The organism is Plantibacter sp. MPB07 (genome assembly GCF_046619465.1).
Classification (GTDB): Bacteria; Actinomycetota; Actinomycetes; order Actinomycetales; family Microbacteriaceae; genus Plantibacter; species Plantibacter auratus.
Genome location: NZ_CP177043.1, coordinates 1,155,648 through 1,179,916, shown reverse-complemented (window position 1 = coordinate 1,179,916; position 24,269 = coordinate 1,155,648). Strand labels below are relative to the sequence as shown.

Sequence of the window (24,269 nt, the reverse complement as noted above, 5' to 3'; positions counted from 1 at the left end):
CGGGTGAGGAGTGCGGCAGACAGCCGGTTGGTTAGAGGCGGTCCGCGACGTACTCGGTGAGGTCGACGAGGCGGTTCGAGTAGCCCCACTCGTTGTCGTACCACGAGGCGACCTTGACCTGCGAGCCGATGACCTTGGTGAGGCCGGCGTCGAAGATCGAGGAGTGCGGGTCGGTCACGATGTCGCTCGAGACGATCGGGTCCTCGGTGTACTTCAGGATGCCCTTGAGGGGGCCCTCGGCGGCAGCCTTGTACGCGGCGTTGATCTCCTCGACCGTGGCCGGGTTGGTCAGCTCGACCGTGAGGTCGGTGATCGAACCGGTCGGGACCGGGACGCGCAGGGCGTAGCCGTCGAGCTTGCCGACGAGCTCCGGGATGACCAGGCCGAGTGCCTTGGCTGCACCGGTGGAGGTCGGGATGATGTTGACAGCGGCGGCGCGGGCACGACGGAGGTCGCTGTGCGGGCCGTCCTGCAGGTTCTGGTCGGCGGTGTAGGCGTGGACCGTGGTCATGAGGCCACGCTCGATGCCGAAGTTGTCGAGCAGGACCTTGGCGAGCGGCGCGAGGCAGTTCGTCGTGCAGGACGCGTTCGAGATGATGTCGTGCGTCGCTGCGTCGTAGGTGCCCTCGTTGACGCCGAGGACGATCGTGGCGACGTCGCTGCCCGTGGCGGGAGCCGAGACGAGGACCTTCTTGGCGCCGGCGGTGATGTGCTTGCGGGCGTCGTCGGACTTCGTGAAGCGACCGGTCGACTCGATGACGATGTCGACGCCGAGCTCGCCCCAGGGGAGGTCGGCGGGGTCGCGCTCCGCGAGCACGATGATGGGCTTGCCGTTGACGATGATCTTGTCGCCGTCGAGCTCGACCGTCGCGTCCAGACGACCCGTGATGGAGTCGTACTTCAGGAGGTGGGCGAGCGCCTTGTTGTCGGTGAGGTCGTTGACAGCGACGATCTCGAGGTCGCTGCCCTTGGCGAGGGCGGCGCGGAAGAAGTTGCGGCCGATGCGGCCGAAGCCGTTGATGCCGATCTTGACGGACACAGATGACTCCTGATACTGAGGCGCCAGACGGCGCGATTGTACGGTCTGCTCGGAGTGAGCGCCCTCCCCGAGTGAGGAGGAAGGTGGTCCGTCCCGGCCCGTGGGACCGGGACGGACCGGTCAACTACGACAGTACCAGCAGGCCGTTGGTCTGCTTGCGCGCGACCTCGAAGCGTGCCTGGACGTCGGCCCAGTTGACGATGTTCCAGAACGCCTTGACGTAGTCGGCGCGGACGTTCTTGTAGTCGAGGTAGTAGGCGTGCTCCCAGACGTCGAGCAGCAGCAGCGGGACGGTGCCGGCCGGGAAGTTGCCCTGCTGGTCGAAGAACTGCTGGATGTTGATGCGCTGACCGAGGGTGTCCCAGGTGAGCGCGGCCCATCCGGATCCCTGCACGCCGAGTGCGGCGGCGGTGAAGTGCGCCTGGAACTTGTCGAAGCTGCCGAAGTACTCGTCGACGGCCGACTCGAGCTCGCCGGTCGGCTTGTCGCCGCCGTCCGGGGAGAGGTTGTTCCACCAGATGGTGTGGTTGACGTGACCGCCGAGGTTGAACGCGAGGTCCTTCTCGAGCTTGTTGACGTTCGTGAAGTCGTTGGCGTCGCGGGCCTCAGCGAGCTTCTCGAGGGCAGTGTTCGCGCCGGCCACGTAGGTGGCGTGGTGCTTGTCGTGGTGGAGCTCGGTGATGGTCGCACTGATGTGCGGCTCGAGCGCACTGTAGTCGTACGGCAATTCGGGCAGTGAGTAAACAGCCATTCTTCGTGATCTCCTCGTGTTGTCCCGTGCGCTGTCTGCACACGGCTCTGAGCGTCATCACCCAGTCTAGTGAGCGGCAACCGTCGGGAGTCGGGGCTTGTTCCCAGCATGACGAACCGCGACGATGGCGGGTCGGCGAGGATTCACGAGCTGTTTCAGTCCTCGTAATCCGCCGGGAGGTTGGCGTCGGTGCCCGGGATGCCGAGATCGCTCGCGTGCTTGTCCGCCATGGCGAGCAGGCGCCGGATGCGGCCGGCGATGGCGTCCTTCGTCATCGGAGGGTCGGCGAAGTGGCCCAGTTCGTCGAGGCTGGCCTCACGGTGGTCGAGGCGCAGGGCACCGGCGTACTGCAGGTGGTCGGGGACCTCGTCGCCCAGGATCTCGAGGGCGCGCTCGACGCGCGCGCAGGCCGCCACGGCCGCCTGGGCGGAGCGGCGCAGGTTGGCGTCGTCGAAGTTGACGAGGCGGTTCGCGGTCGCCCGGACCTCCTTGCGCTGCCGCATCTCCTCCCAGGAGGTGACGGTGCCGGTGGCCCCCATGAGCGACAGCATGCCGCTGATCGCGTCGCCCTCGCGGATGACGACACGGTGGATGCCGCGGACCTCCCGCGCCTTCGCGGAGACACCGATGCGGCCCGCGGCACCGACGAGCGCCATCGCGGACTCGTTGCCGGGGCACACGACGTCGAGTGACGCGGATCGGCCGGGGTCGGTCAGGGACCCGGTCGCGAGGAACGCGCCCCGCCAGACGGCGGCGAGTTCGTCGCGCGACCCGGTGGTCAGCCGGTTCGGCAGCCCGCGGACCGCACGCCGTCGGGCGTCGAGGAGTCCGGTCTGCCGGGCGAGGGTCTCGCCGCCCTCGATGACGCGCACCACGAACAGGCTCGGTTTGCCCGAGCTGCCGGGGTTCTGCACGAGGATCTCGCTGCGGATCCCGTAGAGCTCGCCGATGTCACGACGCACCCGCTGCGCGAGGGTCGGACTGTCGAGTTCGGCTTCGATCGCCACGCGCCCGGAGATCGTGTGGAGTCCGCCGGAGAAGCGGAGCAGGGACGCGAGTTCGGCCGCTCGGACCGAGTTGCGGGTCTCGCGGACGAGCGCCAGTTCGTTCTTGACGTCGGCGGTGAGGGCCACGGTGGTTCCTATCTGTCGTGATCGCACCGTCGGAGTGCGGCGTCGATCCTGCATGTTCGCGATCCGGAGGCGTGGTGCCTCGGACCGTTCGGGCTCCGCCGCGGCTGCGTCGGGCCCGTGGGCGTCATTCGCGCCCGAGGTCTCGGTGCCGGACGTGCACGGCGACGCCGGACTGGTTCCGCAGCCGGTCGGCGAGTTCGAGGGCGACCGCGACCGAGCGGTGCTTGCCCCCCGTGCAGCCGACGGCGATGGTGACGTGACGCTTGTTCTCGCGCTGGTACCCGGCGAGGACGGGTTCGAGGGCGTGGGCGTAGCTCTCGAGGAACTCGGCGGCTCCGGTCTGCGAGAGCACGTACTCACTGACCTCGGGGTCCTGACCGCTCAACGCACGCAGCTCCGGGACCCAGAACGGGTTCGGGAGGAACCGCATGTCGGCGACGAGGTCCGCATCAGGCGGCAGGCCGTACTTGAACCCGAAGCTCAGCACGGTGACCTGGACACCCGGTGTCTCCGCGCCGGCGAAGAGCTCACGCGTGGTCGTGGCGAGCTGGTGGATGTTGAGGTCGCTCGTGTCGATGATGACGTCGCTCGACTCGCGGATCTCGCTCAGTCGGTGACGCTCCGCCACGATGCCGTCGAGGATCGTTCCCTCGCCCTGGAGCGGGTGCGGCCGGCGGACGGCTTCGAACCGGCGGACGAGCGCCGCGTCGGTCGCCTCCAGGAAGATCATGCGGAGGTGCGTCCCGCCCCGGAGGGCCGGCACGATCTCCTGCAGCTCGCTGAAGAAGTCGCGGCCTCGGACGTCGACCACCGCGGCGATCCGCGGCAGACGTGATCCGGCGCGCTCGGCGAGATCGACGAGGGGACGGAGCATCTGCGGGGGCAGGTTGTCGACGACGTACCAGCCGAGATCCTCGAGCGCGTTCGCGACGGTGGAGCGTCCGGCGCCGGACATCCCCGTGACGATGAGGACTTCCTGCTGGTGCTGCGGCTGGCCCGGGGTCATCGACACGCTTTCCTCGAAGGTCTGAAGTCCCAGCCTACCCATTCCGAGAGGCCTGCGAGGGCTGTGCGGAGCCGGAGGTCAACGCCTCGTGCACCGTGGCCGCCAGTTTGTCGCCGATGCCCTTGACCTCGGTGATCTCGGCCGGCGTCGCGGTCTTCAAGCGGGCGACGGATCCGAAGTGCTTGAGCAGCTCGCGGACCTTCGCCGGACCGAGCCCAGGGATCTCACCGAGGACGGTCGAGATGTCGCGCTTTCGCTTCTGTCGCTGGAAACTGATGGCGAACCGGTGCGCCTCGTCGCGGACCCGCTGGAGGAGGAACAGCGCTTCGCTCCCCCGCGGCAGGATCACCGGATACGGGTCGTCGGGCAACCAGATCTCCTCCAGTCGCTTCGCCAGTCCGCACAGGGTGATCCCGGTCAGGCCGGACTCCTCCAGGGCACGCGCGGCAGCGGCGACCTGCGGTTGCCCGCCGTCGACGATGAGGAGCTGCGGCGGATAGGTGAACTTCCGGCGCTTGCGCTCCCCCGTGGTCTCGTCGACCGTCTCGACGGGCTCGGACGACGTCAGGTGCGCGAGTCGCCGGGAGACGACCTGGTAGATCGAGTCGGTGTCGTCGGTGGACTCGGCGACGCCGAAGCGGCGGTACTCGTCCTTGCGGGACAGCCCGTCCTCGAAGACCACCATCGACGCCACGATGTTGGTGCCGCTCAGGTGCGACACGTCGAAGCACTCGATCCGCAGGGGCGCCTCGGGCATCCCGAGCGCATCGCGGATGTCCTCGAGTGCCTGTGTCCGGGCGACGAAGTCGGAGCTGCGCCGGGTCTTGTAGAGCATGAGGGCCTGCTTGGCGTTGACGACCGCGGTCTCCATGAGCGTCGCCTTCTCACCGCGTTGGGCGACGCGGAGGGCGACCTTCGAGCCGCGGCGTTCGGCCAGCCAGTCCTCGAGGCTCTCGGCGTCGTCCGGCAGTTCCGGGACGAGCACCTCTCGCGGGACCTCGGTCCCGCTCGCGGCGGCGTACACCCGTTGGACGACGCTGTCGACGAGCTCGGCGGTCGACATGTCGAGCTCCTTGTCGACGGTCCACGACCGCACACCGCGGATGCGGCCGCCACGGACGATGAACTGCTGCACCGACGCGGCGAGCTCGTCGTGGTCGATGCCGAACAGGTCGGCGTCCACGGCGTCGCGCAGGACGACCGCGCTCTTCGCGAGCACCTGGTCGAGTGCTTGGAGCTGATCCCGGTAGACGGCCGCGGACTCGTAGTCCTGGCGCGCCGCGGCGGCCTTCATGTCGGCGGTGATGCGCGTCGTGAAGCGGCGGTCGTTGCCGACCATGAACGAGACGAAGTCGTCGACGATCGCACGGTGTTCCTCGAGGGTGACCTTGCCGGAGCACGGGCCGCCGCACCGCCCGATCTGCCCGGGGAAGCAGGGCTTTCCCGAGGCCATGGCCCGCTTGTACGCCGAATCGGAGCAGGTGCGGATCGGGAAGACCTTGATCATGAGGTCGACCGTGTCGTGGACGGCCCAGATCTTCGGGTACGGGCCGAAGTACTTGGCCCCCGGGATCCGGGTGTTCCGGGTGACCATGACGCGCGGCGCCTCGTCACCGAGGGTGACCGCGAGGTACGGGTACGACTTGTCGTCGCGGAACTTGACGTTGAACGGCGGGTCGTACTCCTTGATCCACGTGTACTCGAGCTGCAGCGCCTCGACGTCGCTGCCGACCGTCGTCCAGGTGACCCCGGTCGCGGTCGTCACCATGCGGCGCGTGCGCTCGTGGAGGGTGTGCAGGGGCGCGAAGTAGTTGCTGAGCCTCGCCCGGAGGTTCATCGCCTTGCCGACGTAGAGCACCCGGCCCGAGTCGTCGCTGAAGCGGTACACGCCGGGCATGGTGGGGATCTCCCCCGCCTTCGGCCGGTACGCCAGACCACTTCCGCCGCGGACGGCCGCCACGTCAGCCCGCCTTGCGGCTGCCGCCGGCCTCTGCCTCGAACAGTTCGTTCAGGAAGAAGCCCGTGTGGCTGCCGGGGACCGTCGCGAGGTGCTCCGGTGTCCCGGTGGCGAGGACCGTCCCACCACCGGCTCCACCCTCGGGGCCCATGTCGATGAGCCAGTCTGCGGACTTAATGACGTCGAGGTTGTGCTCGATCACGATGACCGTGTTGCCCTTGTCGACGAGCCCGCCGAGGACGAGCAGCAGTTTCCGGACGTCTTCGAAGTGCAGACCCGTGGTCGGCTCGTCGAGGACGTAGACACTGCGTCCGTTGCTCCGCCGCTGCAGCTCCGTCGCGAGCTTCACGCGCTGGGCCTCGCCACCGGACAGCGTCGTGGCGCTCTGGCCGAGACGGACGTAGCCCAGGCCGACCTCGACGAGCGTCTTCAGGAACCGGTGGATCGAGGAGATCGGCTCGAAGAAGTCGGCAGCCTCGGCGATCGGCATGTCGAGGACCTCGGCGATGTTCTTGCCCTTGTAGTGGATGGTCAGGGTGTCGCGGTTGTACCGCGCTCCCCCGCACACCTCGCAGGCGACGTAGACGTCGGGCAGGAAGTTCATCTCGATCTTGATCGTGCCGTCGCCCGAGCAGGCCTCACAGCGGCCGCCCTTGACGTTGAAGCTGAACCTGCCGGCGAGGTAGCCGCGGACCTTGGCCTCCTGCGTCTCCGCGAAGAGGTTGCGGATCTTGTCGAAGACGCCCGTGTACGTGGCGGGGTTCGAGCGCGGGGTGCGGCCGATGGGCGCCTGGTCGACGTGGACGACCTTGTCGAGGTGCTCCAGACCCGTGACCCTGGTGTGCTTGCCGGGCAGCTTGCGCGCGCCGTTCAGCTTGTTCGCCAGGACCCGGTACAGGACGTCGTTGACGAGCGAGGACTTCCCGGAGCCGCTCACGCCGGTGACGGCGGTGAGGACCCCGAGCGGGAAGTCCGCGCTGACCTTCTTCAGGTTGTTGGCCTGCGCTCCGATCACCTGGATCTGACGCTTCGTGTCGATCGGACGACGCTTCGCCGGGATCTCGATGGCCTTGCGGCCGGAGAGGTAGTCACCGGTGAGGGACTCGGTGTTGGCCTCGAGCGCCTCGTACGACCCGGAGTGCACGACACGGCCGCCGTTGACGCCCGCGCCGGGACCGATGTCGACGATCCAGTCGGCGGTGCGGATGGTGTCCTCGTCGTGTTCGACGACGATCAGCGTGTTGCCGAGGTCGCGCAGGGCCACGAGGGTCTCGATGAGACGGCGGTTGTCGCGCTGGTGCAGGCCGATGCTCGGTTCGTCGAGGACGTAGAGCACGCCGGTGAGTCCCGAGCCGATCTGCGTCGCGAGGCGGATGCGCTGCGCCTCACCGCCCGAGAGGGAACCGGCGGTCCGGGCCAGGTCGAGGTAGTTGAGTCCGACCTGGATCAGGAAGTCGAGTCGGACCTTGATCTCGCGCAACACCTGCGCGGCGATGTGGGCCTCGCGGTCGCTCAGCTCGAGGCGGTCCATGAACGCGCGGGCGTCGGAGAGGCTCAGTTCGGCGACCTCGGCGATGTTGTGCTCGTGGATCAGGACGGAGAGGACCTCGGGCTTGAGGCGACGACCGCCGCAGACCTGGCACGGGACTTCGCGCAGGTACTCGGACCAGCGCACGCGCTGGCTGTCGGTGTCGGCCTGGAGGTACTGACGCTCGATGTACGGGATGACGCCCTCGAAGCCCGAGGAGTAGCTCATCTCGCGGCCGAAGCGGTTCTTCCACTTGACCTTGACCTTGAAGTTGTCGCCGCGGAGCACCGCCTCCTGAACCGACGCCGGCAGGTCGCGCCAGGGGGTGTCGAGCGAGAAGTCGAGGTCGCGGGCCAGCCCGTCGAGCAGCTTCTCGTAGTACTGGTAGAGCCCCTTGCCCTGGGTGGTCCACGGGACGATGACGCCCTCGTTGATGCTGAGCTCCTCGTCGCCGAGGAGCAGCTCCGCGTCGACCGACATGCGCGTGCCGAGGCCCGAGCACTCCGGGCAGGCGCCGAACGGGGCGTTGAACGAGAACGTCCGCGGCTCGATCTCGGTCAGCTGCAACGGGTGGTTGTTCGGGCAGGAGAGCTTCTCGGAGAAGGTGCGCCAGGCGTCGTCGCCCTCCTCATCGACGAAGTTGATCGTCACGAGGCCGTCGGTGAGCTGCAGTGCCGTCTCGAGGGAGTCGGTCAGGCGACCGAGGATCTCGGGCCCGGCGACGAGGCGGTCGACGACGACCGCGATGTCGTGCTTGACCTGCTTCTTGAGGGTCGGCGGTTCCGCGAGCTGGATCGCCTCGCCGTCGACGATGGCGCGCGCGAAGCCCTTGGCCGAGAGCTCCTTGAAGAGGTCGACGAACTCGCCCTTCTTCTGGCTCACGACGGGGGCGACGATCTGGTAGCGGCGTCGCTCCTCGAGCTCCATCAGCTGGTCGGCGATCTGCTGCACCGTCTGACGCTGGATGACCTCGCCGCAGACCGGGCAGTGCGGGACGCCGATGCGCGCCCAGAGCAGCCGCATGTAGTCGTAGACCTCGGTGATCGTCCCGACGGTCGACCGGGGGTTGCGGTTCGTGGACTTCTGGTCGATCGAGACCGCGGGGCTCAGGCCCTCGATGAAGTCGACGTCCGGGCGGTCCACCTGACCGAGGAACTGGCGGGCGTACGCCGAGAGCGACTCGACGTAGCGTCGCTGGCCCTCGGCGAAGATCGTGTCGAAGGCGAGTGAGGACTTCCCCGAGCCCGAGAGACCCGTGAAGACGACGAGCGAGTCGCGAGGGATCTCGAGGTCGACGTTCTGAAGATTGTGGACGCGGGCACCGCGGACGCTGAGCGTGGAGTGGTGATCTACCTTGGCAATTGACACCCTTCGAGTCTACGCAGCACCACCGACACCGGACTCCCGAGCGGTGTCTGTGGTACTGCGCTCTCAGCGAAGCGGCGGACTAGATGTGCCCGGCCTTGGCCATCTGTCGGAGTTCCTGCTTGAGTTCGGAGACCTCGTCGCGGAGACGGCCGGCGAGTTCGAACTTGAGCTCCGCCGCGGCGGCCAGCATCTGCGCGTTGAGGTCCGCGATGATCGACTCGAGGTCGTTCGCGCCCTCGGCGGCGATGCCCTCCCGCCGCAGGTTCGGCGTCGGGCTCTTCTTCTTGCCGTTGTCGCGTCCGGCGAGCAGTGCCGCGGTGTCCGCGCCTTCCCGGGCGAGCGCCTCGGTGATGTCTGCGATCCGCTTGCGCAGCGGCTGCGGATCGATCCCGCGCTCCTCGTTGTAGGCGACCTGCTTCTCGCGGCGACGGTCCGTCTCCTCGATCGCGCGCTTCATCGAGTCGGTCAGGACGTCGGCGTACATGTGGACCTCGCCGGACACGTTGCGGGCGGCACGACCGATGGTCTGGATGAGCGAGGTCGACGAGCGGAGGAAGCCTTCCTTGTCGGCGTCGAGGATCGCCACGAGCGAGACCTCGGGGAGGTCGAGCCCTTCGCGCAGCAGGTTGATGCCGATGAGGACGTCGTAGACGCCCTGCCGGAGTTCGCTCAACAGCTCGACCCGCCGCAGGGTGTCGACGTCGGAGTGCAGGTAGCGGACGCGCACGCCGGCCTCGGTCAGGAAGTCGGTGAGCTCCTCCGCCATCTTCTTGGTGAGGGTGGTGACGAGGACGCGTTCGTCGCGCTCGGCGCGGACCCGGATCTCCTCGAGGAGGTCGTCGATCTGGCCGTTGGAGGGCTTCACGATGATCGCCGGGTCGACGAGGCCGGTCGGGCGGATGATCTGCTCGACGATGCCGTCCGCGATGCCCATCTCGTACTTGCCCGGCGTCGCCGAGAGGTACACCGTCTGGCCGACGCGGTTCTTGAACTCGTCCCACCGGAGCGGGCGGTTGTCCATCGCACTCGGGAGTCGGAACCCGTGCTCGACGAGGGTGCGCTTGCGGGAGGCGTCGCCCTCGAACATCGCGCCGATCTGCGGGACGGTGACATGCGACTCGTCGATGACGGTGAGGAAGTCGTCGGGGAAGTAGTCGAGGAGGCAGTTCGGTGCCTCGCCGGCCGAGCGGCCGTCGATGTGGCGCGAGTAGTTCTCGATGCCGGAGCAGAAGCCGATCTGCTGCATCATCTCGAGGTCGAAGGTGGTGCGCATGCGGAGCCGCTGGGCCTCGAGGAGCTTGCCCTCGCGTTCGAGCGACTGGAGCCGCTCCGCCAGCTCCTCCTGGATGGTGCCGATGGCGCGCTGGATCGTCTGCGGGCTGGCGGCGTAGTGGGAGGCCGGGAACACCGACACCGCGTCGAGCTTCTTCACGACGTCGCCGGTGAGCGGGTGCAGGGCGTAGAGGGCTTCGATCTCGTCGCCGAAGAACTCGATGCGGATCGCGAGCTCCTCGTAGACCGGGATGATCTCGATGGTGTCGCCGCGCACACGGAAGTTGCCGCGCGAGAAGTCGACGTCGTTGCGGTTGTACTGCATACCGACGAACTTGCGGATGAGTCGGTCGCGCCCGATGTTCTGCCCGACCTGCAGCGCCGCCATCGCCTCCAGGTACTCCTCCGCCGCACCGAGGCCGTAGATGCACGACACGGTCGACACGACGATGACGTCACGACGGCTCAGCAGCGAGTTGGTGGTCGAGTGCCGCAGCCGCTCGACCTCGGCGTTGATCGACGAGTCCTTCTCGATGAAGGTGTCGGTCTGTGGGACGTAGGCCTCGGGCTGGTAGTAGTCGTAGTAGGAGACGAAGTACTCGACCGCGTTGTTCGGCATGAGCTCGCGGAACTCGTTCGCCAGCTGGGCCGCGAGCGTCTTGTTGTGCGCCAGGACGAGCGTCGGGCGCTGGACGGCTTCGATGAGCCAGGCGGTCGTCGCGGACTTGCCGGTACCCGTGGCGCCCAACAGGACGACGTCGGTCTCGCCGGCGTTGATGCGCCCGGACAGCTGCTCGATGGCGGCGGGCTGATCGCCGCTCGGCTCGTACTCGCTGATCACCTCGAAGGGGCGGACGGCGCGTGTTGGTTCCATGCTCCGAGTCTACGGAGGACCACCGACACCGCTGCCCCGCTTCGCCCACAGCGGAGCGGGCGACGCGCTCAGACGCCGTCCTGCCGATCGGGCGCCCGTACAGCGGCCGCGGCGGCGCGGTGCCAGACCGCGTCGACCTGGCTGAGGGTGTGCTCGAGCGAGCCGGCGGTGTCGATCACCACGTCGGCGACGGCGGTGCGCTGCTCTTCGGTCGCCTGGGCCGCGATCCGTCGTTCCGCCTCGACCCGGTCGAGCCCGCGGAGGTCGACGAGCCGACGGGCGCGCTCCCCCTCCGGAGCCGCGGCGACGACCACGAGGTCGAACTCGTCGGCGCGGCCGGTCTCGACGAGCAGCGGGACGTCGTAGACGACGACGGCACCGGGGTCGCTCGAGGCTTCGGCGATCCGGGCCTGCGAACGCCGCTTGACCTCCGGGTGCACGATGGCGTTGAGGTCGGCCCGCGCCTGGTCGTCGGCGAAGACGATGGAGCCGAGCGCAGCGCGGTCGAGTGCTCCGTCGGGCCCGATCACGTCGGCACCGAAGCGCTCCGCGATGGCGGCCAGTCCCGGCGTCCCCGGTTCGACGGCCTCTCGTGAGAGGACGTCCGCGTCGATGACGACGGCGCCGTGTCCAGCGAGCCGGGCCGCGATGGTCGATTTGCCGGAGGCGATCCCGCCGGTGAGGCCGATGAGGTACATGTCAGCCAGCGTACCCGCGGAGCGTGCAGCGCCTCCGACGAGCGCCCCGCACAACGCAGCAGGGGGCCGCCCGAAGGCGACCCCCTGCTGGACACCGACGCTGGTCGGTGCTGGTGGGACTAGTTGCTCGAGAGCTTCTCGCGGAGGGCCGCGAGGGACTCGTCGTCAGCGAGCGTGCCGCCGCCGGCGGAGTCGCTCGAGAACGAGGAACCGGCCGACGAGGACGCGGTCGACGAGGAAGCCTGGTTGGCCTCTTCGACGGCTGCGGCAGCGACCTGCTTCTTGTGCGCTTCCCAACGAGCCTGGGCGGCAGCGTAGTCCTGCTCCCACTTCTCGCGCTCGGCGTCGAAGCCTTCCTTCCACTCCTGCGTCTCGGCGTCGAAGCCCTCGGGGTACTTGTAGTTCCCGAGCTCGTCGTACTCCGTGAGCATGCCGTAGAGGGCCGGGTCGAACTCGGTGCCCTCGGGGTCGACACCCTCGTTGGCCTGCTTGAGGCTCAGCGAGATGCGGCGACGCTCGAGGTCGATGTCGATGACCTTGACGAAGACCTCTTCGCCGACCGAAACGACCTGCTCGGCCAGCTCGACGTGCTTGCCGGAGAGCTCCGAGATGTGCACGAGGCCCTCGATGCCGTCTGCGACGCGGACGAACGCACCGAACGGGACGAGCTTGGTGACCTTACCCGGTGCAACCTGGCCGATGGCGTGGGTGCGGGCGAAGACCTGCCACGGGTCCTCCTGGGTCGCCTTGAGCGACAGCGAGACGCGCTCGCGGTCCAGGTCGACCTCGAGGATCTCGACGGTGACTTCCTGACCGACCTCGACGACCTCGCTGGCGTGCTCGATGTGCTTCCAGCTGAGCTCGGAGACGTGGACGAGACCGTCGACGCCGCCGAGGTCGACGAACGCGCCGAAGTTGACGATCGAGGAGACGACGCCCTTGCGGACCTGTCCCTTCTGGAGGTTGTTGAGGAAGGTGGTGCGGCTCTCGGACTGCGTCTGCTCGAGGAGCGCACGGCGCGACAGGACCACGTTGTTGCGGTTCTTGTCGAGCTCGAGGATCTTCGCCTCGATCTCCTGGCCGAGGTACGGCGTGAGGTCGCGGACGCGGCGCAGCTCGATGAGCGAGGCCGGGAGGAAGCCACGGAGGCCGATGTCGACGATGAGGCCGCCCTTGACGACCTCGATGACCGAACCGGTGACGACGCCGTCGGATTCCTTGATCTTCTCCACGTCGCCCCAAGCACGCTCGTACTGTGCGCGCTTCTTCGACAGGATCAGACGGCCTTCCTTGTCCTCCTTCTGGAGAACGAGAGCCTCGATCGTGTCGCCGACGTTGACGACCTCGGAGGGGTCGACGTCGTGCTTGATGGAGAGTTCACGCGAGGGGATGACACCCTCGGTCTTGTAGCCGACGTCGAGGAGGACCTCGTCGCGGTCGATCTTCACGACGGTGCCCTCGATGAGGTCGCCGTCGTTGAAGAACTTCAGAGTCTTTTCGACCGCTGCGAGGAAGTCCTCAGCAGATCCGATGTCGTTGATTGCGACCTGCTTGGGGGCGGTCGTTGCGCTTGTCATGTAGTAATTGCTCCAGGTGGACAATGATTCAGGCCGGCCTCGCGCACGGCTCCGGACCCGTGGATGACCACGGACGTTGATCGAAGCGATGCTGTTGTGTGAACCGATCCGGGGATCGGTGTCGCTCTGCGAGACGGGCAGGCGGATAGGACGTCACAATTGTGACAGTCCAGTCTAGCGATTTTCCGGGTGTGCAGGCAAGCCGCGGTCGGAGAGGATGTCCCGCAGCGCTGGATCGAGCGTCGGGTGCTCGAACCGGTAGCCCGCCTGCAGCAACCGCTCCGGCATCGCCCAGCGACTCTTCAGGACCAGTTCGCTCTCGGTCCGCAGGACGGACATCCCGATTTCCAGCAACCAGCGGGGTGCGGGGAGGCCGAGCGGCATCCCGAGCACGTACCGCACGGTCCGCATGAATCCGCGGTTGTCGGTGGGGTTCGGTGACGTCACGTTGACGACGCCGTCGAGTTCGGGATGGCCACGGAGGAACCGGACGATGCCGACGACGTCGTCCAGATGGATCCAGCTGAACCGCTGCCGCCCGCCCGGCGTCCCGAACCGGTGATCCGTCCCGGCGGCACGACGCGATCGGGAAGTGGGCCAGTGACCGTCCAGTTGGGGTCCCCCGAGGCCGAGACGCGCCAACCACCGGAGCGGGGTGAGCGCTCCGCCGTCGCCCAGGACGATCGCGATGCGGAGGGCGACCCGTCGTGTCCCGGGCAGCTCGTCCGCGAAGAACGCCTGCTCCCAGGCGGTCGCGACGTCGACGGAGAACCCGGAACCGATCTCACCGTCGGCCTCCGTCATCGGGCGGTCGTCGGCATGGCGGTAGATCGTGGCGGTCGACGAGTTGATCCAGAGCGGCGGAGGCGAGGCGGCTGCACGCACCGCCCGCGCCAGCTCCGTCGTCGTGTCCACGCGGGACCGGAGGATCTCGGCGCGGTTCGACGGGGTGTAGCGACAGTTCACGCTCTTCCCGGCGAGGTTGACCAGGAGGTCCGCGCCGTCGACCAGCCGGGCGATGCCCGTGTGGTCACCCCACCGCGCGTCGGCGGCACCGCGCCCGATGACGGAGACGGTGGCACCGTCGGCCCGGAACGACTCGACCAGACGACGCCCGATGAACCCGGACGCGCCGGCGACGACGATCCGTTCGGTCGTCATCCGAGCATCGCCGACCGCAGCGTGTCGAGCCCGACGCCCCCGAGGTCGAGCGCCCGACGGTGGAAGTCCTTGATGTCGAAGGCGTCCCCGGCGCGGCGGGCCGCGTCGTCACGGAGCTGTTCCCAGATGCGCTGGCCGATCTTGTACGACGGCGCCTGGCCGGGCCAACCGAGGTACCGGTTGACCTCGAACCGGACGAACTCCGGCGACATGTTGACGTTCCGACCCATGAAGTCGAAGGCGTACTCGGCGGTCCAGGTTCCGCTGCCGTCCGGGAGCGGCTTGCCGAGGTGCACCCCGATGTCGAGGACGACGCGGGCCGCGCGCATCCGCTGACCGTCGAGCATGCCCAGACGGTCCGCCGGGTCGTCGAGGTATCCGAGCTGCTCCATCAGGCGCTCGGCGTAGAGGGCCCAGCCCTCCGCGTGGCCGGAGGTGCCGGCGAGCTGTCGACGCCAGAGGTTGAGCGTCTTCCGGTTGACGACGGCCTGCCCGATCTGCAGGTGATGTCCTGGCACGCCCTCGTGGTAGACGGTCGTGAGCTCGCGCCACGTGTCGAACTCGGTGACGCCGGCGGGGACGGACCACCACATGCGGCCAGGGCGAGAGAAGTCGTCCGTCGGGCCGGTGTAGTAGATCCCACCCTCCTGCGTCGGCGCGATCATGCACTCGAGCGCGCGGATCTCCTGCGGGATGTCGAAGTGCGTCCGCCCCAGCTCCTCGACCGCACGGTCGCTCGTCTCCTGCATCCACCGCCGGAGCGCGTCGGTGCCGTGCAGCTTGCGCGCCGGATCCTGTTCGAGGAAGGCGACCGCCTCCTCGACGGACGCGCCGGGGAGGATCTCGTTCGCGATCGCCTCCTGCTCCGACACCATGCGCGCCAGTTCCTCGATGCCCCACTCGTAGCTCTCGTCGAGGTCGACCGTCGCGCCGAGGAAACGGCGGGACTGCAGCGTGTAGAGCTCGCGGCCGATGGCGTCCTCCTGGGTTGCAGCAGGCAGCAGTTCGTGCGCGAGGAAGTCCGCCAGACGGTTGTAGGCGACGGCTGCGGCACCGGCACCCGTCGAGAGTTCGCCGGCGAGGGACGCCGGGAGCTGGCCGTCCGCCGGTCCGGCGTTGGCGGCGAAGCCGATGAAGAACCCGTCGCCGGCGCCGGTGCGGAGGACCTGCTCGTACACCTCGGCCACCTGACGGCGTGCCGGGGTGATCCCCCGGGCGATGCCCGCGCGCAGGGTCTCGATGTACCCGTCGACCGCGTCCGGCAACGCGCCGAGGCGGGTCCGGATGGTGCTCCAGTCCTCGACCGTGGCCGTCGGCATCAGGTCGAAGACATCGCGCAGCTCCTGCGACGGCGACGCGATCACGTTGAGGTCGCGGTATTGGAGACCGGCCTCCGACGAGGCGAGGTCGAGCTCCAGCTCCGCCGAGAGGTCGGTCTGGGTGACGCGGTCGACGGCGTCGACCGGTGCGGCCGACCGCAGCTCGCGAAGCGTGCGCGACGCGGCGTCGATGTACGCCTCGTGCCCGGCCGGCGAGTAGTCGCCATACCGTCCGCCGACGTCCGTGCGGCCGATGTAGGTACCGACCTCCGGCTTCAGCTGGACGAGGGTCTCCACCCAGCTCTCGGCGATGACGTCGATCGGTGTGCTCTGACGAGGTTCTTCGTGGGACATGACGTCGAGCCTAGTCCGCACCCGTCCGGCGCCGGGTGCGGACCTGCGGGGCGCTCAGTGGGCTGCGGCGTCCCAATCGTGCCCGCGGCCGATCTGGACCTCCAGCGGCACCGACAGCTCGGCGGCACCCGCCATCTGTGCTCGGACGATGCGCTCCAGGGCGTCCCACTCCCCTTCTGCGACCTCGAAGATCAGTTCGTCGTGCACCTGCAGCATCATCTGCGAGCTGAGGGATTCGGAGCGCAGCTCTGACTCGATGCCGATCATGGCGCGCTTCATGATGTCGGCGGCCGAACCCTGGATCGGGGCGTTCAGCGCCTGACGTTCGGCGTTCTCCCTGACCAGTCGGTTGGGGCTCGAGAGCTCGGGGAAGAGCCTCCGACGACCGAAGATCGTCTCGGTGTAGCCGTCGAGCTTCGCCTGCTCGACGACGTTGCGCAGGTAGTCGCGGACCGCACCGAAGCGCTCGAAGTAGTCGACCATGAGCTGCTTCGCCTCAGCGCTCGTGATCCGCAGCTGCTTCGAGAGCCCGAACGCGCTCAGACCGTAGGCGAGTCCGTACGACATCGCCTTCACCTTGTTGCGCATCGCGGGCGTGACGTCCTCGGCGGCGACGCCGAAGATGCGCGCGCCGACGAAGCGGTGGAGGTCCTCGCCGGATTTGAACGCCTCGATGAGGCCGGCGTCGCCGGAGAGGTGCGCCATGATCCGCATCTCGATCTGCGAGTAGTCGGCGGTCAGCAGGGTCTCGTACCCGGAGCCGGCTTGGAAGGCGGCACGGATGCGGCGTCCCTCCTCGGTGCGCACGGGGATGTTCTGCAGGTTCGGGTCGGTCGAGGAGATCCGACCGGTGCTGGTCCCGATCTGCACGTACGTCGTGTGGATGCGGCCGTCGGGCGTGATCGCCTTGTCGAGCGTCTCCACGATCTGGCGGAGCTTCGTCGCATCGCGGTGTTCGAGGAGAAGCCCGAGGAACGGATGCGGGCTCTTCTCCTGGAGATCGGCCAGGGCGCCGGCGTCCGTCGAGAAGCCCGTCTTGTTGGCGCGTGTCTTCGGCATGGCGAGCTGGTCGAAGAGGACCTCCTGCAGCTGCTTCGGTGATCCGAGGTTGACCTCGCGGCCGATCTCCGTATACGCGTTGCTCGCGAGCTCCGCGGCCCGGTTGCCGAGCTGCTCGGACAGGCCGCTCAGGATGTCGTGGTCGACCGTCACGCCGGTCAGCTCCATGTGGGCCAGCACCTGGAGGACCGGCAGCTCCATGTCGAGCAGGACGCCGAGTGACCCGGCGTCGAGCGCCGTGCGGGTCGCCTCGGCGACGCGGAGGGCGTACCAGGCGGTGCCGCCGGCACCCACGGGGTCGGTCTCGGGGACGAGCTGGTTCGGGTCGGCGACTGGCATCGTCTCGTCGAGATAGCGCGTGATGAGGTCGGCGATCGTCTTGTCGCCGCCGCTCGGACGCAGGAGCCAACCGGCGACCGCGGTGTCGTAGCCGAGACCGCCGACCGTCAGGCCGGCGCGCGTGACCGCCTGGAGCTGCGGCTTGGCGTCGTGCATGATCTTCGGGGCGTCGCTCGCCAACCACGCCTCGAGCGGCGCGTAGTCGGCCTCACCGGGACGCCAGGCGAGCGAGACGATCTCCGTGGGCGTCGCGAGGCCGGCTGCGACCGGGAGGCCGCCGTCGAGGTCGAGGTGGAGACCGATCCCGGCGGGATGTGCGGCGACTGCACGGGTGATCCACGCCTCGAGCTCTTCGTCGAGCAGCTCCTTCTGCGGTGGCATGACCATGCCGCCCGCCTGCGGTGCGGACACATCCGTGTTGGCCTCGAGTCCGTCGAGTTTGAGGACCCGATCGAGCAGCGTGCGGAACTCGAGCCGCCCGAAGACGGCCGCCACCGCGTCCGCGTCGATCGGTCGGCGTTCGAGGTCCTTCGGTCCGACAGGCAGTTCGACGTCGGTGAGGAGCCGGTTGAGGCGGCGGTTGCGGACCGCGTTCTCCTTGTGCTCGCGGAGGCTCTCCCCCACCTTGCCGGTGATCTCGTCGGCGCGCTCGAGGATCTGCTCGAGGGAGCCGAACTGGTTGAGCCACTTCACGGCGGTCTTCTCGCCGACCTTCGGGATGCCCGGGAGGTTGTCGCTCGTCTCGCCGACGAGCGCCGCGATCTCCGGGTACTGCTCCGGCCGGATGCCGTAGCGCTCGAAGACCTTGGCGCCGTCGTACCGGGTGAGCGCGGAGACGCCCTGGCTCGACGGGTACAGCAGGGTGACGTCGTCGGTGACGAGCTGGATGGTGTCGCGGTCGCCGGAGACGACGAGCACGCGGAAGCCGTCCTCAGCGCCCTGCTTGGCGAGGGTGGCGAGGATGTCGTCGGCCTCGTAGTCCTCTTTGCTGATCGTCGTGATGTTCATCGCCTTGAGCGCCTCTTCGAGCAGCGGCACCTGCCCCTTGAACTCGGGCGGGGTCTCGCCGCGTGTGCCCTTGTACTCGGGGTACTCGCGGGTGCGGAAGGAACGGCGCGAGATGTCGAACGCCACGGCGATGTGGCTCGGGTTCTCGTTCTTGAGCAGGCTGATCAGCATGGAGATGAAGCCGTGGATGGCGTTCGTGTGCTGACCGTCGCGGGTTTGGAAGCTGTCGACCGGCAGGGCGTAGAACGCCCGGAATGCGAGCGAGTGGCCGTCGACGACGAGGAGGGTAGGCTTTTCTGATTCCGACACGCGCCCAGCCTACAAGCCGGTGCCGACACGGCTCAGGCCCGATCCGAAGGTGGACATGACGAACGAGACCGACGACGCACTCGAGTTCCTGCGGACGAGGGGCAGTGGCGCACTCGCCGCCAAGATGGGCATCGAGTTCACCGAGTTCACGGTGCAGCGATCCGTCGCCACCATGCCGGTGGAGGGCAACACCCAACCTGCGATGCTGCTGCACGGTGGGGCGTACGTCGTGCTCGGCGAGTCCCTCGGCTCGATGGCCGCCAACCTCTTCGCGGGCCCGGGCAAGCTCGCGGTCGGCATCGACATCAACGCGACGCACACCAGATCCGCCACCGAGGGCATTGTGACGGGTGTCTGCACGCCGATCCACCTCGGTCGCTCGCTCACCGTGCACGAGATCGCCGTCACCGACGAGCAGGGACGACGGTGCTCCACGATCCGCATCACGAACCTCATCAAGGACGCACCGACCGGCTGACGAGTCCGGCACCGGACACAGCAGAGCGGCCCGCCCCCGAGGGGACGGGCCGCTCTTGCGACGAGGGAGGAGCGCTACTTCTTGGCGCTGAGCTGCTCGATGATGGCCTGCGCGACATCGTGCATGGTGAGGCGGCGATCCATGGAGGCCTTCTGGATCCAACGGAACGCCTCGGGCTCGGTGAGGCCCATCTTTTCGTTGAGGAGGCCCTTCGCCCGGTCGACGAGCTTGCGGGTCTCGAACCGCTCGACCATGTCGGCGACCTCGGCCTCGAGGGTGATGATCTGCTGGTAGCGCGAGAGGGCGATCTCGATCGCGGGAAGGAGGTCGTTCGGCGTGAACGGCTTCACGACGTAGGCGAGGGCACCTGCCTCACTCGCCCGCTCGACGAGCTCCTTCTGGCTGAAGGCCGTGAGGAGGACCACCGGGGCGATGTGCGCCTTACCGATGCGCTCGGCCGCGGAGATGCCGTCGAGCTGAGGCATCTTGACGTCCATGATCACGAGATCCGGACGGAGTTCCGTCGCGAGGGCGACAGCGGTCTCGCCGTCGCCGGCCTCGCCGACGACCTCGAAACCGTTGTCGCGGAGGATCTCGACGATGTCGAGGCGGATGAGGGATTCGTCCTCAGCGACGACGACGCGCCGTGGGGCTGCGGGAGGGGTCTCTTGCTCGGTCACCCTCAAATCCTACGGTACTCTGATGCAGGTTGCTGTTCGCCGTGCGGCGAACGCGCCGGTGTGGCGGAATGGCAGACGCGGAGCACTCAAAATGCTTTGTCGAAAGACGTGTGGGTTCGAGTCCCACCACCGGTACCGCGAACGAGTGGGAAAGCCCTCCGGGCGCACTCAACATGCTTTGTCGAAAGACGTGTGGGTTCGAGTCCCACCACCGGTACCGCGATGAGTGGGAAAGCCCTCCGGGCGCACTCAACATGCTTTGTCGAAAGACGTGTGGGTTCGAGTCCCACCACCGGTACCGCGAACGAGTGGAATCCCAGTTGGGTGCACTCAACATGCTCTGCCGACACAGCTTGCGCAAGCCCCTGCGGGAGGTGTCGGCGACGCCGTAGCGTACCGTCGAGAGCACGGCGTACCTCACGTCGTCCGACAACGATGGGACCCGACACCATGACCGCAGAGCACACCGACCCGCGCCAGGACGTCCACGACGCCAGCACCGACGACCGGCTCCAGGGCATCCTCGTGCAGGTCGCGGCCGACCGGTCCCTCACTCCCGACCTCGACGTCCGGGCAGCGCTGGCGGACCGTCTCAGCGACCAGGGCATCGACGTCGACGCCGCCGAGCTCGACCGTCTCGTCGGCTCACTCCCGGGTCAGCCCGGCGAAGAGCCCGGACCGTTCCTCACGGACGGCGCGACCTCGGCCGACGACGCGAACTGATCAGAAGCCGCGCTCGACGGCGGCGGCCGGACCGTCGGCCTCCGTCGTCAGCTCCGGTCCGCCGACGGCGTCGCCCGTCCACGTGTCGACCCGCCAACCGGTGGTCGTGTCCCCGTCGACGATGATGACGCCCGTGTTCGTGATGGGGTGCGTGCCGATGAAGTGTCCGTCGACGTTCGCCCCGCGCAGCCCGAGCCAGGACCGGAGCATCGCTCCGTGGCTCACGACCACCACGCTCTCCAGTCCGGAACCCTCGAGCTCCTCGATCACGGCGTCGAAGCGCGCGAACACCTCGTGGCCGTTCTCGCCGCCCGGCATCCGGGTGTCGAGGTCTCCCATCGCCCACGCCACGATGGTGTCGATGTAGACCTGGACGGCCTCGGGCGACCCGAGCATCTCGTTGTCGCCGGCGCTGATCTCCCGGAGTCCGTCACGGACGATCACGGGAAGCCCGCTGACTTCGGCGACAGGTGCGGCGGTCTGCTGCGCCCGCACCGCGGTGGAGGCGTAGACCGCGTCGATCCGCTCCCCCACGAGCGCTTTGGGGAGGGCGGCCGCCTGCGTCTCGCCGAGGTCGGTGAGGACGGCGCCGGGGATCGCGGTGTCGAGCAGGCCGGCGACGTTGGACGAGGTCTGACCGTGTCTGATGAGGATGAGGCGCATACCTCCAGGGTAGGCGAGCGACCGGACGGCGGTCATCTCCCGGTGCGGAGTGTGCCGGGATCAGCTGCGCGGGGTCCACTGCGGTTCGGCGCTCCCCAGGACCGCCGCCGGGGACGCATGGTCGTCGAAGGCGCTGAGCCCGGGGCGGGCCGTCGTCACCGCACCGTGGGTCACCAGGCACCGCGCTCCCGGGAGGTCCGACGGCGGGCGTTCCTCGGATCGTGGCAGTCGCTGGAGCGCCGCACCGACGCGGGCGAGCGACACCGACGACCGGCCGGCATCACCGCCGCCGACGACCGCCGCCACGTCGTCGACGATGGCCGCCGCCAGCAGGTATCCCGCGCTGTGGTCGAGCGCCTGAGCAGGCAAGGCACCCGGGGCGCCGTCCTTCCCTTCGACCAGCGCGATGCCCGTGGCGGCCTGGACCAGGCTGTCGAAACCGCGTCGATCACCCCAGGGCCCCGTCGTACCCCAGGCGTCGACGGAGCCGGTGACCAGACCGTCGCGACCTCGCAGACCGAGGCGCTCGAGGGCGTGTGGTCGGTACCCCGTCATCAGGATGTCGGCCTCGTCGCTCAGCGTCTGCAGTGTCGCGAGGCCGCGCGGTGTCGACGCGTCGAGCGCCGCTGTCCGCTTCCCCTGGCCGCTGTCGGTGTGCTGCCACGGGATCTCGGGGACCTGCGGTGGATCCACGCGCAGGACGTCCGCGCCGAGGAGCGCGAGGGTCCTCGTGGACACCGGACCGGCGATCACCCGCGTCAGGTCGAGGACGCGGAGGCCGCGCAAGGGTTGCCGCCTCGTCGGCCGCACCCGCGAGGCGATCGTCGAGCCGACGGAGCCGCCATGACGCCTGACGAGCGGTCCATCACCGACGGCGGCCTGTGGTGTGGACGACCACTCGGCAGCGCTCCGGACGGCGACGAGGAGTGCGCCGACTCCCGCGGCCTCCGATTCCAGGTCGAGAGCCGAGCGGGAGGCGATCGCCGAGGCGAGCTCTGCGCGGGTGGCCTCGTCGCCGATCCCGAGCATGGCGCTCAGGCGGCGACGATGGTGGGGGTAGTTCGCGTGCGTGCGCACCCAGCCGTCGGCCGCGGCGAAGAAGCCGGACAGTGGCGCGAACGCGTCCACGGCTGCTCCGTCGATCCGCAACAGGCGGTCGCTCTGGTAGGCCGCGGCGATCCGCTCGAGGTCGAGAGCCGTGTGCATCGGCTCGTATCCGAGGGCGATGCGGAGTCGGTCGGCGGCATCCTCCACGGCGCCGACGGCGACCGCGGCGAGCTCCAGGACGGCGAATCGGGAGGCCAGGAGTCCCGCCGACCCGGTCGCCTCACGGTCGATTCCTCCCTGGTCCAGGCCCACGGCGCTGCGGAGGGTGTCGTCGACGAGGACGGAACGGTTCATGGGCATCAGGCTAGACCCACGGCCTCCGGAATCGCGGTGCCACCGCATACCCGGCGGACGACGAAGGCCGTGGTCCCCGTACGGGAGGACCACGGCCTTCGCTGCTGTCGACGACTAGAGGACGTCGCCCACCTTGTGGACGCGGATGTCGTTCGTCGTCCCGGGGATGCCGGGAGGGGAACCGGAGATGATGATGACCGGCTCACCGACGGCGGCCTTGCCCGTGGCGACGAGGACCTCGTCCACCTGGGCGACCATCTGGTCGGTGTGCGTGACGCGCTCGACGACGAAGGACTCGACGCCCCAGTTCAGCGCCATCCGACGACGGATGGCCGGGTCGGGCGTGAACGCCAGGATCGGGATCCGGTTGCGGAGACGGGCCATTCGGCGGACCGACTCGCCCGACTCCGTGAAGACGCAGAGGAACTTCGCCTCGACGAAGTCCGCCACCTCGACGGCCGCCAACGTGATCGCTCCGGCCTGGGTGCGCGGCTTCGTGCCGAGCGGCGGAACGCGGTCGAGACCGTGGATCTCGGTCGACTCGACGATCCGGGCCATGGTCTGCACCGTGATCACCGGGTAGGCGCCGACACTCGTCTCGCCACTGAGCATGACCGCGTCAGCACCGTCCAGCACCGCGTTCGCGACGTCGGAGGTCTCCGCGCGGGTCGGGATGGGGCTGGAGATCATCGACTCGAGCATCTGCGTCGCGACGATGACCGGCTTAGCCATACGACGGGCGAGCTCCACCGCGCGCTTCTGCACGATCGGGACGGCCTCGAGCGGGAGCTCGACGCCGAGGTCGCCACGGGCGACCATGATCGCGTCGAACGCCTCGACGATGCTCTCGAGGTTCTCGACGGCCTGCGGCTTCTCGATCTTGGCGATCACGGGGACCTTGCGGCCCTCCTCCGCCATGATCTCGTGGACGCGGTCGATGTCGGCCGCGTCGCGCACGAAGGACAGGGCGATGAGGTCGGCGCCGAGACGCAGTCCCCATCGGAGGTCCGCTTCGTCCTTCTCGCTGAGCGCGGGGACGTTGACGGCGACACCGGGGAGGTTGATGCCCTTGTTGTTCGACACGGGGCCGGCGACGATGACGCGAGTGGTCACGACGGTGTCGTCCGCTTCAACGACCTCGACCTTGACCTTGCCGTCGTCGATCAGGAGGAAGTCGCCCGGCTTGACGTCCTGGGGCAGGCCCTTGAACGTCGTCGAGGAGATCTCCTTGGTACCGAGGATGTCCTCGATGGTGATCTTGAAGATGTCGCCGACGGCGAGGTCGTACGGGCCGCCCTCGAACTTGCCGAGGCGGATCTTCGGGCCCTGCAGGTCGACCAGGACGGCGACGGCACGGCCGGAGTCCTCGGTGGCCTTGCGCACGTTGGCGTAGATGGCCTCGTGCACGTCGTAGCTGCCGTGGCTCAGGTTCATCCGGGTGACATCGACCCCCGCATCGATGATGGCCCGGATGTTCTCATAGCTGGAGACTGCAGGCCCCAGCGTTGCGACGATCTTGGCTCGTCTCATGTGTGTGTGTTCTCCATGGTTTCTGCGCACGAGGCGCTTCGG

General features: G+C 68.4%; 18 protein-coding genes and 2 tRNA genes. 4 read left to right on the top strand and 16 right to left on the bottom strand.

Annotation, left to right across the window (positions count from 1 at the left end; genetic code table 11):
- Positions 1–31: 31 nt before the first annotated feature.
- The 12 genes from gap to polA all read right to left on the bottom strand — a co-directional run bounded on the left by gap (position 32) and on the right by polA (position 18,752).
- Positions 32–1,039, bottom strand: coding sequence for a type I glyceraldehyde-3-phosphate dehydrogenase (gene gap, locus ACLIME_RS05535; RefSeq protein WP_064296923.1), 1,008 nt, complete (start codon positions 1,037–1,039; stop codon positions 32–34).
- 124 nt (positions 1,040–1,163) lie between these two features.
- Positions 1,164–1,790, bottom strand: a complete 627-nt coding sequence (locus tag ACLIME_RS05530) for a superoxide dismutase (RefSeq protein ID WP_064296922.1) — start codon at positions 1,788–1,790, stop codon at positions 1,164–1,166.
- 155 nt (positions 1,791–1,945) lie between these two features.
- Positions 1,946–2,923, bottom strand: coding sequence for a DNA-binding protein WhiA (whiA, locus tag ACLIME_RS05525; protein WP_064296921.1), 978 nt, complete (start codon positions 2,921–2,923; stop codon positions 1,946–1,948).
- Positions 2,924–3,047: 124 nt separating this feature from the next.
- Positions 3,048–3,929, bottom strand: coding sequence for an RNase adapter RapZ (gene rapZ / locus ACLIME_RS05520; protein ID WP_064296920.1), 882 nt, complete (start codon positions 3,927–3,929; stop codon positions 3,048–3,050).
- A 34-nt stretch (positions 3,930–3,963) separates the two neighbouring features.
- Positions 3,964–5,826 carry an excinuclease ABC subunit UvrC gene (uvrC, locus tag ACLIME_RS05515; RefSeq protein WP_411558777.1) on the bottom strand — a complete coding sequence of 621 codons (1,863 nt, stop codon included), beginning with the start codon at positions 5,824–5,826 and terminating at the stop codon, positions 3,964–3,966.
- Between the two features lie 64 nt (positions 5,827–5,890).
- Complete coding sequence (gene uvrA, locus ACLIME_RS05510; protein WP_159878819.1) at positions 5,891–8,782, bottom strand: excinuclease ABC subunit UvrA; 2,892 nt, start codon at positions 8,780–8,782, stop codon at positions 5,891–5,893.
- A gap of 79 nt (positions 8,783–8,861) precedes the next feature.
- Positions 8,862–10,928, bottom strand: coding sequence for an excinuclease ABC subunit UvrB (gene uvrB, locus ACLIME_RS05505; protein ID WP_056777426.1), 2,067 nt, complete (start codon positions 10,926–10,928; stop codon positions 8,862–8,864).
- A 68-nt stretch (positions 10,929–10,996) separates the two neighbouring features.
- Positions 10,997–11,626 (bottom strand): dephospho-CoA kinase, encoded by a 630-nt coding sequence (gene coaE / locus ACLIME_RS05500; protein WP_411558394.1) that lies wholly within the window; start codon positions 11,624–11,626, stop codon positions 10,997–10,999.
- Between the two features lie 119 nt (positions 11,627–11,745).
- A complete protein-coding gene (gene rpsA, locus ACLIME_RS05495) occupies positions 11,746–13,203 on the bottom strand; it encodes a 30S ribosomal protein S1 (protein WP_056005690.1) in 1,458 nt (485 codons plus the stop codon).
- A 174-nt stretch (positions 13,204–13,377) separates the two neighbouring features.
- The gene (locus tag ACLIME_RS05490; protein ID WP_411558393.1) at positions 13,378–14,364 is read right to left on the bottom strand and encodes an epimerase; all 987 of its coding nucleotides are present in this window, start codon (positions 14,362–14,364) and stop codon (positions 13,378–13,380) included.
- Positions 14,361–16,037, bottom strand: a complete 1,677-nt coding sequence (locus ACLIME_RS05485; protein ID WP_411558392.1) for a DUF885 domain-containing protein — start codon at positions 16,035–16,037, stop codon at positions 14,361–14,363. The genes ACLIME_RS05490 and ACLIME_RS05485 overlap by 4 nt, the downstream gene beginning before the upstream one ends.
- Positions 16,038–16,091: 54 nt before the next feature.
- A complete protein-coding gene (polA, locus tag ACLIME_RS05480; protein ID WP_411558391.1) occupies positions 16,092–18,752 on the bottom strand; it encodes a DNA polymerase I in 2,661 nt (886 codons plus the stop codon).
- A gap of 55 nt (positions 18,753–18,807) precedes the next feature.
- Between polA and ACLIME_RS05475 the strand changes: the two genes are divergently transcribed.
- Positions 18,808–19,230: a hotdog fold thioesterase gene (locus ACLIME_RS05475; RefSeq protein WP_079705949.1), complete on the top strand. Its 423-nt coding sequence runs from the start codon at positions 18,808–18,810 to the stop codon at positions 19,228–19,230.
- A gap of 74 nt (positions 19,231–19,304) precedes the next feature.
- On the opposite strand, the gene ACLIME_RS05470 is transcribed toward ACLIME_RS05475, so the two are convergent.
- Positions 19,305–19,910: an ANTAR domain-containing response regulator gene (locus tag ACLIME_RS05470; RefSeq protein ID WP_064296913.1), complete on the bottom strand. Its 606-nt coding sequence runs from the start codon at positions 19,908–19,910 to the stop codon at positions 19,305–19,307.
- Positions 19,911–19,964: 54 nt separating this feature from the next.
- Between ACLIME_RS05470 and ACLIME_RS05465 the strand changes: the two genes are divergently transcribed.
- The 3 genes from ACLIME_RS05465 to ACLIME_RS05455 all read left to right on the top strand — a co-directional run bounded on the left by ACLIME_RS05465 (position 19,965) and on the right by ACLIME_RS05455 (position 20,633).
- Positions 19,965–20,045 (top strand) — tRNA-Leu (locus ACLIME_RS05465).
- A 75-nt stretch (positions 20,046–20,120) separates the two neighbouring features.
- Positions 20,121–20,208: transfer RNA gene (locus ACLIME_RS05460), tRNA-Leu, on the top strand.
- Positions 20,209–20,360: 152 nt separating this feature from the next.
- Positions 20,361–20,633 carry a hypothetical protein gene (locus ACLIME_RS05455; protein WP_124769355.1) on the top strand — a complete coding sequence of 91 codons (273 nt, stop codon included), beginning with the start codon at positions 20,361–20,363 and terminating at the stop codon, positions 20,631–20,633.
- On the opposite strand, the gene ACLIME_RS05450 is transcribed toward ACLIME_RS05455, so the two are convergent.
- The 3 genes from ACLIME_RS05450 to pyk form a co-directional block, all read right to left on the bottom strand.
- A complete protein-coding gene (locus ACLIME_RS05450) occupies positions 20,634–21,296 on the bottom strand; it encodes a histidine phosphatase family protein (protein WP_079705948.1) in 663 nt (220 codons plus the stop codon).
- A gap of 60 nt (positions 21,297–21,356) precedes the next feature.
- Positions 21,357–22,697, bottom strand: coding sequence for a CoA transferase (locus ACLIME_RS05445; RefSeq protein ID WP_411558390.1), 1,341 nt, complete (start codon positions 22,695–22,697; stop codon positions 21,357–21,359).
- A 114-nt stretch (positions 22,698–22,811) separates the two neighbouring features.
- Positions 22,812–24,227 (bottom strand): pyruvate kinase, encoded by a 1,416-nt coding sequence (pyk, locus tag ACLIME_RS05440; protein ID WP_079705946.1) that lies wholly within the window; start codon positions 24,225–24,227, stop codon positions 22,812–22,814.
- Positions 24,228–24,269: the final 42 nt, after the last annotated feature.

Coding starts and splice junctions, on each gene's coding strand:
- ACLIME_RS05530 (WP_064296922.1), bottom strand. CDS start 1,790: ATGGCTGTTTACTCACTGCCCGAATTGCCGTACGACTACAGTGCGCTC.
- rapZ (WP_064296920.1), bottom strand. CDS start 3,929: ATGACCCCGGGCCAGCCGCAGCACCAGCAGGAAGTCCTCATCGTCACG.
- uvrC (WP_411558777.1), bottom strand. CDS start 5,826: ATGCCCGGCGTGTACCGCTTCAGCGACGACTCGGGCCGGGTGCTCTAC.
- uvrB (WP_056777426.1), bottom strand. CDS start 10,928: ATGGAACCAACACGCGCCGTCCGCCCCTTCGAGGTGATCAGCGAGTAC.
- coaE (WP_411558394.1), bottom strand. CDS start 11,626: ATGTACCTCATCGGCCTCACCGGCGGGATCGCCTCCGGCAAATCGACC.
- rpsA (WP_056005690.1), bottom strand. CDS start 13,203: ATGACAAGCGCAACGACCGCCCCCAAGCAGGTCGCAATCAACGACATC.
- ACLIME_RS05490 (WP_411558393.1), bottom strand. CDS start 14,364: ATGACGACCGAACGGATCGTCGTCGCCGGCGCGTCCGGGTTCATCGGG.
- ACLIME_RS05485 (WP_411558392.1), bottom strand. CDS start 16,037: ATGTCCCACGAAGAACCTCGTCAGAGCACACCGATCGACGTCATCGCC.
- ACLIME_RS05475 (WP_079705949.1), top strand. CDS start 18,808: ATGACGAACGAGACCGACGACGCACTCGAGTTCCTGCGGACGAGGGGC.
- ACLIME_RS05455 (WP_124769355.1), top strand. CDS start 20,361: ATGACCGCAGAGCACACCGACCCGCGCCAGGACGTCCACGACGCCAGC.
- ACLIME_RS05450 (WP_079705948.1), bottom strand. CDS start 21,296: ATGCGCCTCATCCTCATCAGACACGGTCAGACCTCGTCCAACGTCGCC.
- ACLIME_RS05445 (WP_411558390.1), bottom strand. CDS start 22,697: ATGAACCGTTCCGTCCTCGTCGACGACACCCTCCGCAGCGCCGTGGGC.
- pyk (WP_079705946.1), bottom strand. CDS start 24,227: ATGAGACGAGCCAAGATCGTCGCAACGCTGGGGCCTGCAGTCTCCAGC.